This is a genomic window from Aestuariibaculum lutulentum (assembly GCF_032926325.1).
Lineage (GTDB): Bacteria > Bacteroidota > Bacteroidia > Flavobacteriales > Flavobacteriaceae > Aestuariibaculum > Aestuariibaculum lutulentum.
In genome coordinates, this window is the sequence record NZ_CP136709.1 from 2,812,158 (window position 1) to 2,827,913 (window position 15,756).

Genomic DNA, 15,756 nt, shown 5'->3' on the forward strand with positions numbered 1-15,756 from the left:
TGCTCGTTTTTTATGTTACGCTTATTGAATTACAAACAGCGTGCCAAAAATAAAATACAGTAGGAGAGTTGTGTTTAAGTTATTGTTTATTAGTGTCTTATTTGTGAAAATAAAAAATATTTATTGTAGTGAAGAAATACTTTTTAAGACTGAATTTTGAGAATAAAAGTTAGTAAAGTCAGAGAATACTCATTATTTTTGAGTTATGAATAAAAAAGTGTTTTTACTTCTGTTTTTCATTGGGTTACAAGGCATTTTTTGTCTTAAAATTTCGGCACAACAAATACAGGATAGTACCAAAATTTATTATAAAGCTATAACCGAGTTTAAGGACGTTAATCTATCTACAAAAGCGTTCGATTATTTTAAGAAGAAAGTAACTAAAGCATTAAATGATAATAAACCTGAAAAAGCAGCTTATAACCTGGAGTTAATCGCTTATGGGCAATATACAATGGGATTTTACGACCAAAGTGAGCAACTTATCATTGAATCTTTAAAACTACTGGATAAGGTTGAAGAGCAATCAAAAACTCAAGCTGCACGAGAGCGTTTATTTAATCAATTAGGGACTATTTACAGAAATCTTAAAGATTATGAAAATTCCAATCGATATTTCGATAAGGCATTAGAACTTAATCAAGACCCTGAAAATATTATCGCCATTACTACCAACATCGCTAATAATTTTGCCGATCAGGGTGATTATTTAAAGGCTGTTGAGATTTTAAATCCACTTTACAATCAAGCACTAACCATACAAGATATTAGCATAAAAGTTGTTTTTATTGACAATCTTGGCTATTATAAAACAAAAGCAGGAGATAACTCAGGTGTAGAGCTTATGAAAGCCGCTTTGGCTATGAGGAAGAAAAGTGAGCTTTTATCAGGTCTTTTTTCCAGTTATAGACATTTGTCTTTGTTTTGTTTAGATGCAGGAAATAAAGTAAAAGCTAAATCATACATAGATTCGTTACAAACCATTGGAAATAAAATCGGAACTCCGAGTTATCAGTTAGAAGCTTTAAAATTAAAGTTGAGTTTAGAACATAATCATGATTTTAGTGCCTATGTAAATTTGAAAGAACAGGTTGAAAACGAACATTTTTTGAGAGAAAATAAGTTTGCAGCCATACGATACAATGTTGCAGAAAAGGAGAAACAGTTATTAGAGAAAGAACAGGAATTAATCACTGCCGAATTAGAAAAGCAGAAAGAAAGGAATTTTAAATTGCTTTATTTATCTATAGGGGTGTTAGTTTTGATTATTTCAGGATTTGTGATGATGATTCTAAGGGTAAAATACCGTAAAGATAAAGTACAACAGGTATATTTAACAGAAGCGCGAATTTCTAAAAAAGTACACGACGAGGTAGCGAACGATGTGTATCAGGTCATGTCAAAGCTTCAAACAACTCCACAAGTCAATGATAATATTCTAGATGATTTGGAAGCCATATATTCTAAAACCCGAGATATTTCAAAAGAAAACAGTACAATTGATCTTAATGAAAATTACCTGAGTATTTTAAAAGACCTGTTGCAAGGCTACCGTAATAATTCGGTAAATATCATCACAAAAGGAATCAGTCAGGTGCCATGGGAGCAGATTGATAACATAAAAAAAATAACACTGTATCGTGTGCTTCAGGAATTGATGGTAAATATGAAGAAGCACAGCCAGGCTTCTAATGTGGTTATGAGTTTTAAATATGAGAACAATAAAATTCAAATTGCTTATACCGATAACGGTCGCGGATGCAACCTTTTAAAAGGAACCGGAATGCAGAATATGGAAAACCGTATAAAATCTATAAACGGAACGATTATTTTTGAATCTGAATCGGGTAGAGGATTCAAGTCAAAAATCTCAGTATAATTATGTTTAAAAAGGTTTTAATAGTTGATGATCACGATGTAGTAAGCGAGGGCGTACTTTCAATACTTAATCAAAATGATATAACCAATGTGGTTCAGGCACAATATTGCGACGAGGCACATTTAAAAGTAAAACGTGCTGTTTTAGATGCAGAGCCTTTCGATTTATTAATTACCGATTTATCTTTTAAACAAGATTATCAGAATACTACTTTAGAGTCTGGTGAAGATTTGGCAGCGGTCTTAAAAGATGAATTTCCGGAGTTACCGATTATCGTGTATTCTATGGAAGATCGTTTGCAAAAGGTTCGTACTTTAATTAACACTCATGGGGTTAATGGCTATGTTTGTAAAAGCCGAAAAGGAGCTTTAGAGTTGTCGCAGGCCATTAAACAAGTTGCTAATCAAAACATATTTCTTTCCCCGCAGGTTGAAAATGCCCTAAACCAAAATAACGAACTCGAAATTGACGATTACGATATAGAACTGATTAAACAATTGTCTATGGGGTTTTCTCAGGGAGAAATAAGTCAGTTATTCAAATCAAAGAAAATGGTTCCAAGTAGTTTAAGTTCTATTGAAAAACGTATCAATAAGTTAAAAGATGTTTTCAAGGCAAATAACACCATTCATTTAGTTGCGATTCTTAAAGATTTAGGCCTTATATAAAAAGAGATCATGTTACGGTTTTCCATAAAATAGAACCATATTAAAGACTTATGTTTGTCATGCTATTAATCCTTTTACCATAGGGAGCATTAGGCACGTCTTTTTAAGCGTGCTTTTTGTTTTTAGTTAACTAACCACATAAAAAAACACCTTAACATAAATTGCTAAGGTGTTTTTTATATCAGTTGATTCAGAATTACATACTGTGAAACTCAATAAGATTCGCTTCGTAGTATTGATCTCCTAATTTACTTAATAAGTTATTGATGGTGTTACTATCACCGTCAACAGCTAAAGCCGAATAACCAACGTTGTTTAGTTTTCCTAATCGTAAATCAATAATATTGATATTTTTAGAAGCTAAAGCTGATAATAAGATTAATAACACTCCAGGTGCATTATGGTGTTTAGTAACTATAACTTTTTCGCTTAAAGCCAAGTTTAGATTTACTCCATCCATTTCCAATAAATACACGCCATCACGGTGGTAGTTTGGTAGTTCGGCGTTTTCTTTATAGGTTAAATTTGTAAAGGTTCCGGCATCGGTTCCGTTAATGAAATCGATAGCGCTTTTTATATTTTCATTATCACCATTAATAGATAAAAAAGCTTCGGCAGTTCCGTCGTCGTTCGATTTTAAACGCGCGGTTTCTACGTTAATACCTTCAGAAGCTAACGTGTTGAATAATGATGAAATAACCCCTGGTTTATCTAAGTGTTTAGAGAATAATCCGTTAACTTTTTTGGTTGGTTTTTCAGGAATTTCGTTTGTTACCGTGATAGATTTCCCGGTTTTACGAATTCTAATGGCATTGTATTCGCCCATACTGGTTGAACCTTTATAAAGATCAACGAATTCAGAAAAAGACCCTCCGAATGAAAAATCAGGGATAATACGTCTTTGCTCGGTATCTAATCGTTGATTTAAAAGTTCGATACCTTTATTTAAAACGGTGTATTTAACTTTTAGCTCGTGATCGTCGTAAATGGTACGGTTTTCAGGAATTAACTTCGAGTAACTCACGTAGCTCTCGTAACCAGCCTCCTGAATGTATTCTAAACTTTCTTTAAAGTTAAGTCCGTAGTAACGTACATGGTGCGTATCGGTACCTACACAAACCGGAATTTGTAATTCTTTAGCGCGTCTTAAAATGTTTTGAACCGGGTATACACCAACACCTTTAAACTTACCAGCCATATTAACGTCCAGCGCTAAGTTACGGTCGGCAATTAACTCTAAAAGGGTTCTGAATTTGTTTGCTAATGGATGCGCACTGGTTTCAAAATTAATTAAAGCTTCAGGCATATCGACATTAAGCTTTGGTAAATCGATGTGACCAATAATTTGAATCATGTCTCCGAAAGATTCAATCATCTGGATCATTTCATTAAAATAACCATCCCAGTAAGCTTCCAGACTTCCACGAAGTTTTAATAATTCCAAGGCTTCTTCCTTCGAGCCATCGTAAGGTAAGCCTTCCGGAGCAAAGTGTACTGAACCAATAACATAATCGGCATCTTCGGCCTGGAAAATTTTAGAACGGCTCCATTGTAATCCTAATTCAGGTCCCATCCATTCTAATTCTACTCCGTATTTAATATTAATTTGTCCTTCGTATTTTTCACGAAGGTTGGCAATACGTTTTGGGTAGTTTAAATACGAACGGTTACCACGAATGAATTTTACATTGGTTTCGCGCTCGGCTGTATATCGAAAACTTGTTAAGCGAGGGGAGTGAATAATAAAGGTAATACTCGGGTGACCGGCTTCAATAGCTTTATCAATAATATCCTCTAATTTATCAATACCATGCTTTACGTGGTCTTGTTCTGTACCAGCATGAATACCGTGTGTTTCCCAAATAAACTCGTTAAGTTTTCTCATAAAACTAAAATGCTTTAAAATTGCGTTTAAAGGAGCAAATTTAGTTATTGAAATGAAATAATAGACTATTATAAAGTGCTTTTCAATTTTTTTTAAAAAGAATTCTTTTTCACTTTAAAAAATAGTCTTAAACAAAAGGCTTATTAAGAATTTAATAATCTTTTCTTTTGAATCTGAGTAATGATTAGGTGACGTTTTTTTGTTGAATTCATATTAGTGAATTAAAAATGTAAATTCTTGATTAATCTCAAGTTATCTTGTTTTTAGTGTTAAGTATTGTCTTTTTTTTCTTAGATTTAAGATGAAAAAATGGATTGCTTATGCCTTGTAAATTACGCTTCAGTTATAATTCAATTTTTAATGTTTTTAAGAAGATTGCTTTAACAGGTCTCTTTTTAATAATTTCCAGCAATAGTTTCGCTCAGTATACATCGAAGGAATTAAACCCATACCATAAGGCTTATCACGATAGTTTACAAAGCCGAGAGTACCCCTATACATTTCCAATTTTAGCCAAACAAGCTTATAAAAAAGGATTCGATGTGCCATTTACGTATGGATTGAGTACAGCCTATTATACACAAGTTCAGGATGTAAATATTAAAAGAACCTTGATAGGTTTAAACGATCTAGAGCCTGTAGATTTAAGTGATTTTATAAAGTTCGGAACGGTAGAAGCAAGAACAGAGGCATATACAGTTAGGCCAGATATGTGGGTATTACCATTTTTGAATATCTATGGTATTTTTGGAGTTGGGTCGACCAGTACAGCTGTTCCTTTAGTACGACCGGTTGATTTCTCTACAACCCAACATTTTAGTGTAACCAGTGCGGGTTTTGGTTTTACGGTAGCAGGAGGATTTGGCCCTTTGTTTTTTGTGGTTGATAATAATTTTAATTTTGGAAATGTAGAGGCATTGGTCGAGCCGGTACCAGCTCATAATTTAGACATTCGTTTAGGGCATAATTTTGTAAATCCACGTCGAGCCGATCGAGGCTTAGCTGTTTGGTTTGGTGCTTTTCGCCAAAATATTAATGGGGATACTAACGGAAGCATAACAATTAAAGACTTATTTCCTAACGGAACTGATGGACTTCAGGAGGGTTTTATAGATCGTTTGCATGAGTGGGCGGATGGGTTGCCTCCCGGACAAAAATTAGTTGCCAATCAAATAATTAATAAAATTGATGATCATTTAAGTGGGGTAGATGTTGGAGATGCTCAAATAACATATGCATTAGATAAGGAATTAGCGAAGCCCTGGAATTTGATTTTTGGAGCACAGTATCAACATAACAAACACTGGCAACTTCGAACTGAGTTAGGAACTTTTGGAAAGCGTACCTCGTTTTTAATTATGGTGAATTACAGATTTGAAAGTTTATTTAATAAAAAATGATGAAAAAATATTTCACTTCGGTTTTAATTCTGTTTGCGCTTTTGGTAAGCTATAAGGCGCCTGCTCAAATTTTACTGGGCCTAATTTTTGGAGACGATTTAAACTCTGAAAAATTAATTTTCGGAATCCATTTAAATTATTCATGGAATGATATTTCAAATCTCCCGGAATCGGGAAGTTTGAATGCATTTAACCTTGGCTTAAATTTTAATTATAAGATAAGTGATAAGTTTAGGGCACAAACCGAAATGTTGGCAAAATACACTCGTGGCGCTGGAGATATTCCTGTGTATTCCTTGGGAGATGAACATTTGGATGCGTTATATGCCGATGGAAAAGTATCCAGAGAAATAAAGTATTTAAGTATCCCAATGGCCATTCAGTATTTAACAGCTATTGGAGTGTATGCCGAAGCTGGTCCGCATGTTTCCATGCGAATTAAAGCTAATGATGTTTTTGAAGCTGATACACCGGAGGGTAGTTTGGAGTTAAAACGGAACATTAAGGATGTAGTAAACCTTTGGGATTTTGGATGGATTGTAGGTGTTGGTTATTATATAGCGCCATTAAAAACTACATCGGTGGGTGTTCGTTATTATGGTGGATTAAGCGATGTTATGGATGGACCAGGAAAGCAGCATCATCAACAATGGGCGGTTTATGCCAATATTCCGTTAGGACGAAAGGGAAAAGATTTAAAGGAATAATAAAAATATAAATTAATAAAAGTAAGATTATGGGAGACAATAGTCTGTATAAGTTTAATTTAAAACGTACTAAAGGTTCAATTGTATTTAATGGTTTGAGTAAAATTATAATAGTTGTTATTCTATTATTCGGATATAGTGTTCTGGCTCAGAATGATACTTTAGTCCTTAAAAATAATAATCGCATAGTAGGAGAAATAAAGAGTATGCAAAATGGAGTTTTGGCAGTTGAAACCGATTATAGTGATTCCGATTTTAAAATTACATGGGTAGAAGTTGCTCAAGTTAGCGGGAAACAGTTGTTTTTAGTAACCTTAAAAAATGGAGAACGTTACAATACAGCACTTGGTTTGGCTTCAGGCACAGGAAAGGTTAAGTTAACCAATGTAGGAGATGGAAGAGTGGTTAGTATTCAGGATATAGTCTTTATAAAGTCGGTAAAATCCAGTTTTTTATCGCGATTGGATGCCTCTATTTCAGTTGGTTTTAATTTAACGAAAAGCAATAATTTAAGACAGTTAAATGTAAGGAGTTCAGTGGGGTATACGGCTGATTACTGGCAGCTATTAGGGAATTATAATTCTGTTAGAAGTAAGCAGGATGGGAGTAGCGAAATTCATAGAACTGATGCCAATATTAAGTTTACTTACTTTTTGAAAAATGATATGTTGGCTATTTTTAATTCTGAATATTTAGCAAACGACGAACAAAAAATAGATTATCGTTTTACTAATCGTGTAGGTTTCGGTAATTATTTTATTCATACCAATTATTTGTATTTCGGGGCCGCAGCTGGTTTGGCTTTAAATAATGAGCGATTCTCCGATGATGTTGGTACAAATCGAAACAGTTTGGAGGCATTTGGCTCTTTAGAACTCAATTTGTTTGATGTTAAAGATTTCAATTTGTTAACCAATATTATTGCCTATCCAAGTATTACAGAGAAAAATCGTTTAAGGGTAGATTATACTTTGGATTTAAAATATGATTTACCGTTAGATTTCTTTATAAAATTCGGTGTAACCTATAACTTCGATAATCAGCCGGTTCAAGATGCGTCGAAAGATGATTATGTATTTCAGGCCACTTTTGGTTGGGAGCTGTAAAATTAAAAATTCTTATTTAAAGGCATACATAGCGGTAATGGTTGGACCATTATACCCCCATTTTAAAAATCCGTTTAGCTTTTCTTTTTCAATATCTACTCGAAAGTTAAGTCCGGTATAACCTAAATTTAAATTCAGATTAGGGATTACATTATAAGAAAGGGAAGCATTGTAGCTTAAAATACGACCTTTAATATTGTTTATTTTAAGAGATAAATAATTAAAGTTACTATAAATGGCCAGTTTTCTGCTGATTAGGAATTTATTCCAAATACCTAAATCAGGTAAAGGAGCGGTAAAATCTAAGTTGTCTTTTATTTCAGCTGAACCAACATTTGTTTCAGCTTTCAGTCCAATATTTCCAAATAAAAGATGTGTCCCGATTAAAGCTCCAATTTGGTATTTAGGTTTATTTATTATGGCATAACCATATGAAAACCGTAAAATCTGAGTATCAAAAAACGCCTCTAATTCGGCATCGGCATGATAAGTGTTTTCACCAAAAACAATGTCTTTATCTATAGTATAACGTGTTGAGCGACTCAAGTAAAAATAGTTTAAGTCAAAACGCGAACGTTTCGAAGCCTGCCATGAAAATGTTCCAAAAAAGGAGGTGGTATATTTCGAGAAACCTAAATTATCCTCAAGGTCTAATAAGGTACCTTTTCCGCTGGATGTACTTCCAACACGAACCTGAGTGTTGTTTAAAGGGAAAAAAGCACCAAGATGCATTTCAAATTTATGAGTATACCAATTAGGTAACTCGCTTTTGTGGTTTGTTGAAATAGAAGGAATGGTATCTTGAGCATTTAAAAAGAAAAAACCTAAGAGACAAACCACAATCGATGTGTAATGCTTTTTCATTATAAAACCTGAATTATAGTTAGTGAGATAGTTTCCAAAAACTTACTATTATAAATGTACGAAATAGTTTAGTTTAAAATGAAGATGGCTATTGATAAAATTGAAAGATATTCAAATAAAAAAAAGCATAAAGCAAACATAAATAGGGGTTAACAGTTTGCTTTATGCTGTTCAAGAGTGACCTCGAAAAATATGTACTATTGCTATTAATTGAATTTATTTAGGAATAACCAGAAAAGGAACGGTAGGATGAAACCCAATACGTTTGATTACTGGTTCTTTAATAATGTCTTCAATAAAACTGTGTTTATAATTTACCATTGTTAAAGCATCTATACTAAGTTCTTCAATAAAATCATTAATTTCTGAAGCTTTATTGGCATAGTCAGGCATCCAGTGGAAGCTATGCTCGTAATCGGCTAAAAGTGTTTTTAAGTGTTCTAAATTTTTTTCCTGATTTGCTGTTAATTTCTCTTCTACGTTAATGTGCACCACTCTAATTTTAGAGTTAAATAAATCGGCTAAATGTTTTATTGGCGCCAATTCCGTTTCACTATAAGCTCGATTAAAATCGGTAGGGAAAGCAACTTGTTTTGGCACATTAAAATCGTAATCTTCAGGTATAATTAAAACTGGGCAATCATGAATGTGATTTACTACTTGAATGGTATTGCTACCAAAGAAAAACTCTTTAGCACCAGATGCCCCTCTCGTTCCCATAATAATAAGATCTATGTCTTTTTGCTGAACAATTTTACGCATACAGGTAACTATATCTTCTGTTCCCTGAAGAAAGTGAAATTCATGATTGGCATTATGGTCGCAAGTTTCAACAAGTCTTTTTAGGTCTTCCATTTCTTTTTTACTATTACTTTTCATAGTATCTTTTAATTTACTGGAAAGACTACCATAAGAAGCTGTTTGAATGGTAACCGTATTTAAAATATAAAATGTACTAGGCTCATCGGCATACAACTTAAGAGCGTAAACAACTGCGTTCCAAGCATTGTCTGAAAAGTCTGTGGGTAATAGTATATTTTTCATGAGTAATTAGTTTTAAATATGTAGTAAAGTTAGAGAATGATATTTTTTTAAATTATGACAAATGTCATTCATCTTATTAAGATAATTCTAATTTCTCAAATTTTCAACATGAAAATTGTTAAATTGATTGAAATACAGTCTGTTTGTTAAACGGGATGTCCTGAAATGAAGTGTGAATGATATCATAAAAAAAAAGGATTCTTAAATTAGAATCCTTTTTTTTGACCTGAATTGCAGGTTTTACAACTTAACTAATTTAGCGAAGCCTGTATCGCCGGAATCATTTTTTATTTTAATCAGGTAAATGTTTTTAGATAAATAGGAAATGTCAATCTCAGTTCCTAAATCTATATTACCATTATATTGTTTAATAAGCTTACCTGTAATATCGTATATTTCCAGTTGTTGAACGTTTTGGTTTACCTTAAATGCGTTTGTAGCAGGGTTTGGAAATAATCTGAAATTCGTAGCATTTTCAATATTTGAAACAGATAATGTACTGCTTTGGTTTCCGTAAATTTTAAATTCACCCGGATTTAACTGAATACTCGTGGTTGCAGCATTTATTACACTGTTATCCATTAAATCGTACCATGTACCTGCATATGGGAAATTTGGATTAATAGCTTGCGTTGTAACATCAAAATTCGCAATAACAATTACGTTTTTTAGTTCAACACCACTGGTATTTTCATCACCTGTGTAAATGCTAATTCTAGGGGTTAGATTTCCTGAACTAATAGTATAGCTTCCTTCAAAAACAGGTTCGTTAGTTTTCAAATGGTTAATTCGTGCCCAATCATTATAAATTTGGTTTCGAGTAGCATTACCTAGCCAGTTATTCGTCCATTGTGGTTGAGGTTTGGTGTCCAGTTTACAATCTCCATCAGTAGCATCATCGGCAGTATTAACCGACCCGTTGTTACAGGTATAAATGGAGTTTTCCATGCCTAATTCGCCAAAGTGCCAGATCATTTTTGGTCCTGGAATGGTTAACGAGATGGCTCCTAATGCCGACATTCTTGATAATGCGGTTTCCAAATTTGTCACATCGTATTCAGCATTAATATTGCCATATTGAAGGTTTTTATACATTAAACGTTCTTCATCGTGGCTTTCGACATAACCTACTAATCTTGGGCTTGTATATCCTCTTGAAGTGTGTCCCATTTCTGTAATGTCTCCGGTATATCCCATGGTCAATTCGTTATACTGGTGATTTAAATTACCCCATAGCATGATACCTTTACCTTCATCAATTCTGTAGTTGGCCCATTCGGTTTCTTCATCTCTTGATGTTTTTCCATCGCTGTTGGCATCCCAGTCGGCACCCAAATGTTCAAAAATAACATAATGATCAGAGTCTAAACTCCAGCTATAGTCAGCATATTCTTTTAAAACTGCGACTCTGTCTGCGTTATAATCGTTAGTACATCCTTCATTATTTTCACAATTTTGGGTAAATCCTTTGGTTAAATCCCAGCGGATACCATCTATTTTAAAATCTTCAATCCAATGTTTTACCACGCGTTTGGCATATGTTTTTGTAAAACCGTTAGCATGATTAAAATCGGAACCTACATTATAGGAGTGTTTGGCCGTTTGATTAAAATATGGGTTTTCAGAACTCGGATCTCCCCAGCCATCACCATCGTTATCCTGCATCCATAATCGAACCATAGGGTTTCTTCCAAAAGCATGATTTAAGGCAAGATCTAAAATAACAGCAATACCGTTTTGATGACAGGTGTCTATAAGTTCTTTAAACTTTTCTTCTGTACCGTAAAATTTATCTAAAGCCATATGAAACGCGGTGTTATAACCCCAACTTTCGTTGCCTTCAAATTCCATGACAGGCATAAGTTCAATGGCATTAATATTTAGGTTTTTGAAATAATCGATGCGATCAATAATATCCTGAAAAGATTTGTTTGCATCAAAATCACGAACCAGAACTTCATAAATAATTAAATCTTCTTTTTTAGGTTTCGAAAAATTGCTGACCTGCCAGTTGTAATCGGTTTGTCCGGTCTGTAAAACCGTAACTTCACGTTCCTGTCCTTGTGGATACTCCGGTAAATTCGGGTAGGAACTTGCCGGGATATAAGGATCATCAAAAGGAGATAGAACCAATGTAGAATATGGGTCTGCAGTTTTTACCAATACAGGTGAATTTGCTAAGGGTGTCTTATCAACCGCCCAGTATTGGTAGGTTTCAATCTGTTGGGGTGTTAAACCTGATAATGTAATCCAGAATTTACTGTTGCGCGAAGGATCGCGTTTCATAGCATATGTAGCATCGGGTTGCCAGTTATTAAAGCTGCCGGCAACATATACAAAATCTTTTCCTGGAGCATAAAGTACTAGGGTTACTTTGGTATTATCGCTTTCGTCGTAGGTAATGCCGTCTTGGTAGGTTTCAGGCATAATTTCTGAAACGGTAACAGGGTCTAAAATGGCTGTAAATGATTTGGTTTTAGTTTCTCCGGAAAAGGTAACTTCCAACGAATAATTTGTGTTTTCAGTAAAATTTGTATGGGTAAAAGTATAAGAAGAAATACCATTTTGAGTATCGATAGTAACATTGTTGGCTTTTAGAACATAGTCGGCGTTTCCTCCTGTATTACTGGCTGCAATAGATAAATTATCTCCACTATTTAGTATTGATGTGCTGGATGATGGAGCTGTTAATGAGACAAGAAATGTTCCGACATTAATGGTTTCATCCTGAGATTGTTTTTGTTCTGTTCCATCTTTAGCTTTAATAAGAAAGCCTATTTGCCCTATACCTGTGCGGCTGTAAAATGTAGTAGGGGTAAAGGTAATTGTATATTCATCGGCAGTGGAGTTATATGTTAAGCGGTTGGATTCATTGGAATTATTCCAACTTCCGTTAGTTGGACAATCTTGTTGGTTTGACAAGTTTGTATCAAAAGACCATGCCCATAAATACAAAGCATTATCGGTAACCCCCCAGGCAGATTCGTCGATTGTAGCACCATCAAAAGTAATGGTAATGCTGTCGTCTTCATCAAAGGGATTTGGCGATAGGTTATAATCTACATTTTGTTTTTGAGCCTGACCAACAAAAAAAGATAAGAGTAGTGTTAATAGTATTAGTTTTTTCATTTTGTTTAAAGTTTAAACAAAAAGGGTTGCATAATTATACAATAACACAACCCTTTTATCATTACTTATAAATATGAATTAGTCACCATATTTTATCGTTTTCCTAAATAATATTTAGGACCTTCAGCATCATTGAAATCAATACTAATAACATAGTTTCCTGCGGTCACGACAATATTATTGTCCGGATCCTGATCTAGAATGTTATCCACATTGGCATCGCCATAATCTCCATTCCATGCATTATCAGGTCTGAATTTAATTAACCCATCAATTAGAGTTATGTTTTCTGCAAACCAAACTCCTGGTTGAATTTCCGTTAGGGCTGCATCAGATATAAATTCTTCAGCTGTTGCTGTATCTCCGTCATGGTCCCATTTGTCGCCACCCCAGTTGTTGTATCCTGATCCTACAACACCCCAAGTATTTGACTCCTGAATAGTATACGAGTTGTCTTTTAAATCTAAGGTTATTAAGTAATGCCCTTCAGTTACGGCAATGTTGTTGTCGCTATCCGAATCCAAAATACCATCTAAGTTAGCATCGCCAAAGTTTACAGACCAGGCATTATTCATTCTAAACTTAATTTCTCCATCAAATAATTTTACACTAGCTTTAAAAGTATCTGTAGTGTAATCATAATATAATTTAGCATCTGAAACCCCAGGAGTATTTCCCCAGTTATTAAAACCACTACCTACAATTCCCCAAGAGAATTCTTCTATAGTATATGAGTTGTCGTTTGTGTTAATGGTAATTTTATAATCACCTGCAGTAACCGCAATATTATTATCGGAATCAGCATCTAAAATACCATCCATATTAGCATCACCTAAGTCACCCGACCAAGTATTGTTTTCACGGAATTTAATTTCTCCATCAACTAGGTTCACATAAGAAACAATAACACCCGGTGTTGCTGTGGTATAGAATTTCCCATCGGCAAAGGCTCCCCAGTTATTGTAGCCCGAACCAACAACACCCCATGTAGAAACTTCGTAAGCGCTTCCACCAGTAACAGCCTCAGGTAATACAACATTTAAGGTTTGAGTTTCGGTGTAAACAGGTAATCCGCCATCGGTACCAGGTGAAGCCATTAGTCTAAAGTAAAGTTCCCCTGAATTTGGGTTATCTGTATTCGGATCGTTGTCAAGACCTGCAGCAGTGGCATAGGTTAACATATTTCCAATAGTGATAGAAAGCTCATTACCATCTGTAGTAGCAACAACCGTGGCATCTGTAAAATCTCCTGAAAGGGAGTTTTGTAATTCATATTCAATGTTGGTAGGAACTCCGAAATAGGCGTCCTCCCAAGTAAAACGTTCACCAATATTTTTAGAAGTAGCTGTAGTTAGCGTATATTCTTCTAAAAACATATTTGAAAAGCTTATACCTTCTTCAGGTACTTTAGCAACAAACACTAAATCGTCTTCCTGATCACAAGAAGTAAAGCCAATAGCGGCTAAAATTAAAAGCGATAAAAATTTTATATATTTCATAATAATTAGTTTAGTTTTTAATAACCTGGATTTTGGCTTAAGTTAGGATTGGCTTGTAATGCAGAAGATGGAATAGGGTATACATTATAAGTTGATGGAATAGAAGCACCATTTTTTACACCACCTTTCCAAGGCCATATATAAGAACTGCCTGTAAACATTCCAAAGCGGATTAAGTCGGTACGTCTGTGTCCTTCTAAATTTAGTTCTCTTCCTCTTTCATCAATTATAAAGTCCAGCGTTAAATCACCAGAAGAAACAGTGCTGGCATGAGAACGTGTTCTTACATCGTTTACATATCCAAGCGCGGTGCCCTTATCGGTTCCGGAAGCATCTCTTATAGCACATTCTGCATACATTAAATAAGCATCAGCCAGTCTGAATAACGGAAAGTCTGTACTTGAAAAGCTTGAAGCTAACGAACTTCCTGAGACATTAGTATTTCTGAATTTAACAGAAGGATAACCGTCTGTCCATTCTTTATAATCGTCCATTTCGTAGTTATGACCTTCTGTCCAGAATAATTTGGCTCTGTCGTCGGTTGAGGTTGCTAAATCTCCGTAAAGACCGTACCAGGCTTTTGTTGCTCTGTGACCTGCCCAACCATCGGTTGCGCCAAATTCTGCAAGTGGCATAGTGTCTGAGCTTAAGTTACCATTCACAATGTAAGTGGTATTACCATAACTCTGACTCACCTGAGAGTCTGCAATTAAAGGGAAAATGATTTCTGATGAGGTATTGTTGTCTGCAGAAAACAAGCTCACATAATTATTTACAAGTGTGTAATTACCTTCTGTAATCACTTTATTAGCATAAGTTGCAGCCTCAGCATATTTTGCAGTTCCAGTATAAACTTCTGCATTTAAATACAATTTAGCTAATAACATTTGAGCTGCACCTTTAGTCGCACGACCATAAGTGTTTTCAGATGATAGAAGTGGTTCGATAGCTAATAATTCCGCTTCAACATAATCAAATAATTCTTGTCTTGAAGCTTCCGGTAACGGATCGGTTTGTCCGTAATTTTCTTCAGTAGCTAAAACTCCTTTACCAAATACATCTATTAAATAGTAGTATGCTAAAGCTCTGATAAATCGAACTTCTGAAGTTATTACTTCCTTGTTTTCTACATCAACATTTGGTAGAATAGCTAACAGGTTGTTACATTGTGGAACGGTAAAGAAAATTCTGTTGTATAAATATCTGAAGAATTTATTTTCCGGAGTCCAGTCACTAGTTGTAGTTAATTGGTCTAAACCATTATCACCCCAACGGTTTTTCATGCCATCGGCAGCGAAATCCTGAAGGTTAACAATTCCCCTTAAAAAGGGAGATTCTCCAGCATTATCACTAATATCTGAACTCTCAGGACCATCTGCACCCGAAAGGGCAAACGAACCATAAAGGCGAGATAAAATACCTTCAACAGCTTTTGGATCTTGAGATAAGAGTTCTTCCAAAGACAACTCAATTAGTGGTTCGGTATCTAAATCGCTGGTACAACCAATATTTAGAGTACTAATAAAGACCAAACCAAGTAGTATTTTAAATATATTATTTTTCATTTTTTTCATA

At 34.6% G+C, this 15,756-nt stretch carries 11 protein-coding genes; 5 read left to right on the plus strand and 6 right to left on the minus strand.

Annotated features, from left to right (window positions below; genetic code table 11):
- The first annotated feature begins 205 nt into the window (after positions 1 to 205).
- Positions 206 to 1,879: a tetratricopeptide repeat-containing sensor histidine kinase gene (locus tag R1X58_RS12005; RefSeq protein ID WP_240572980.1), complete on the plus strand. Its 1,674-nt coding sequence runs from the start codon at positions 206 to 208 to the stop codon at positions 1,877 to 1,879.
- A gap of 2 nt (positions 1,880 to 1,881) precedes the next feature.
- A complete protein-coding gene (locus R1X58_RS12010) occupies positions 1,882 to 2,547 on the plus strand; it encodes a response regulator transcription factor (protein WP_240572981.1) in 666 nt (221 codons plus the stop codon).
- Between the two features lie 196 nt (positions 2,548 to 2,743).
- Here the strand turns inward: R1X58_RS12010 and R1X58_RS12015 are convergent, their stop codons facing one another.
- Positions 2,744 to 4,432 (minus strand): histidinol-phosphatase HisJ family protein, encoded by a 1,689-nt coding sequence (locus R1X58_RS12015; protein ID WP_240572982.1) that lies wholly within the window; start codon positions 4,430 to 4,432, stop codon positions 2,744 to 2,746.
- Positions 4,433 to 4,752: 320 nt separating this feature from the next.
- On the opposite strand from R1X58_RS12015, the gene R1X58_RS12020 reads away from it, so the two are divergent.
- From R1X58_RS12020 to R1X58_RS12030, 3 genes are read left to right on the plus strand one after another with little or no spacing between them, the layout of a single operon-like run.
- The gene (locus tag R1X58_RS12020) at positions 4,753 to 5,832 is read left to right on the plus strand and encodes a hypothetical protein (RefSeq protein WP_240572983.1); all 1,080 of its coding nucleotides are present in this window, start codon (positions 4,753 to 4,755) and stop codon (positions 5,830 to 5,832) included.
- Positions 5,829 to 6,539 (plus strand): outer membrane beta-barrel protein, encoded by a 711-nt coding sequence (locus R1X58_RS12025; protein WP_240572984.1) that lies wholly within the window; start codon positions 5,829 to 5,831, stop codon positions 6,537 to 6,539. Before R1X58_RS12020 ends, R1X58_RS12025 begins: the two co-directional genes overlap by 4 nt.
- A 29-nt stretch (positions 6,540 to 6,568) precedes the next feature.
- Positions 6,569 to 7,645 (plus strand): DUF481 domain-containing protein, encoded by a 1,077-nt coding sequence (locus R1X58_RS12030; RefSeq protein ID WP_240572985.1) that lies wholly within the window; start codon positions 6,569 to 6,571, stop codon positions 7,643 to 7,645.
- A 12-nt stretch (positions 7,646 to 7,657) separates the two neighbouring features.
- Here the strand turns inward: R1X58_RS12030 and R1X58_RS12035 are convergent, their stop codons facing one another.
- From R1X58_RS12035 to R1X58_RS12055, 5 genes are all read right to left on the minus strand, one after another.
- A complete protein-coding gene (locus R1X58_RS12035) occupies positions 7,658 to 8,509 on the minus strand; it encodes a hypothetical protein (protein ID WP_240572986.1) in 852 nt (283 codons plus the stop codon).
- Positions 8,510 to 8,725: 216 nt separating this feature from the next.
- A complete protein-coding gene (locus R1X58_RS12040) occupies positions 8,726 to 9,553 on the minus strand; it encodes a universal stress protein (protein WP_240572987.1) in 828 nt (275 codons plus the stop codon).
- A 240-nt stretch (positions 9,554 to 9,793) separates the two neighbouring features.
- Positions 9,794 to 12,682, minus strand: coding sequence for an alpha-amylase family glycosyl hydrolase (locus R1X58_RS12045; protein WP_240572988.1), 2,889 nt, complete (start codon positions 12,680 to 12,682; stop codon positions 9,794 to 9,796).
- A 92-nt stretch (positions 12,683 to 12,774) separates the two neighbouring features.
- Positions 12,775 to 14,181, minus strand: a complete 1,407-nt coding sequence (locus tag R1X58_RS12050) for a SusE domain-containing protein (protein ID WP_240572989.1) — start codon at positions 14,179 to 14,181, stop codon at positions 12,775 to 12,777.
- A 17-nt stretch (positions 14,182 to 14,198) separates the two neighbouring features.
- Positions 14,199 to 15,755 carry a RagB/SusD family nutrient uptake outer membrane protein gene (locus tag R1X58_RS12055; protein WP_407932711.1) on the minus strand — a complete coding sequence of 519 codons (1,557 nt, stop codon included), beginning with the start codon at positions 15,753 to 15,755 and terminating at the stop codon, positions 14,199 to 14,201.
- Between the last annotated feature and the right edge of the window lies 1 nt (position 15,756).

Bases quoted from the DNA above. Each gene is read 5' to 3' on its own strand.
- R1X58_RS12005 (WP_240572980.1), top strand. From the start codon at position 206: ATGAATAAAAAAGTGTTTTTACTTCTGTTTTTCATTGGGTTACAAGGC.
- R1X58_RS12010 (WP_240572981.1), top strand. From the start codon at position 1,882: ATGTTTAAAAAGGTTTTAATAGTTGATGATCACGATGTAGTAAGCGAG.
- R1X58_RS12015 (WP_240572982.1), bottom strand. From the start codon at position 4,432: ATGAGAAAACTTAACGAGTTTATTTGGGAAACACACGGTATTCATGCT.
- R1X58_RS12020 (WP_240572983.1), top strand. From the start codon at position 4,753: ATGCCTTGTAAATTACGCTTCAGTTATAATTCAATTTTTAATGTTTTT.
- R1X58_RS12025 (WP_240572984.1), top strand. From the start codon at position 5,829: ATGATGAAAAAATATTTCACTTCGGTTTTAATTCTGTTTGCGCTTTTG.
- R1X58_RS12030 (WP_240572985.1), top strand. From the start codon at position 6,569: ATGGGAGACAATAGTCTGTATAAGTTTAATTTAAAACGTACTAAAGGT.
- R1X58_RS12035 (WP_240572986.1), bottom strand. From the start codon at position 8,509: ATGAAAAAGCATTACACATCGATTGTGGTTTGTCTCTTAGGTTTTTTC.
- R1X58_RS12040 (WP_240572987.1), bottom strand. From the start codon at position 9,553: ATGAAAAATATACTATTACCCACAGACTTTTCAGACAATGCTTGGAAC.
- R1X58_RS12045 (WP_240572988.1), bottom strand. From the start codon at position 12,682: ATGAAAAAACTAATACTATTAACACTACTCTTATCTTTTTTTGTTGGT.
- R1X58_RS12050 (WP_240572989.1), bottom strand. From the start codon at position 14,181: ATGAAATATATAAAATTTTTATCGCTTTTAATTTTAGCCGCTATTGGC.
- R1X58_RS12055 (WP_407932711.1), bottom strand. From the start codon at position 15,755: ATGAAAAAAATGAAAAATAATATATTTAAAATACTACTTGGTTTGGTC.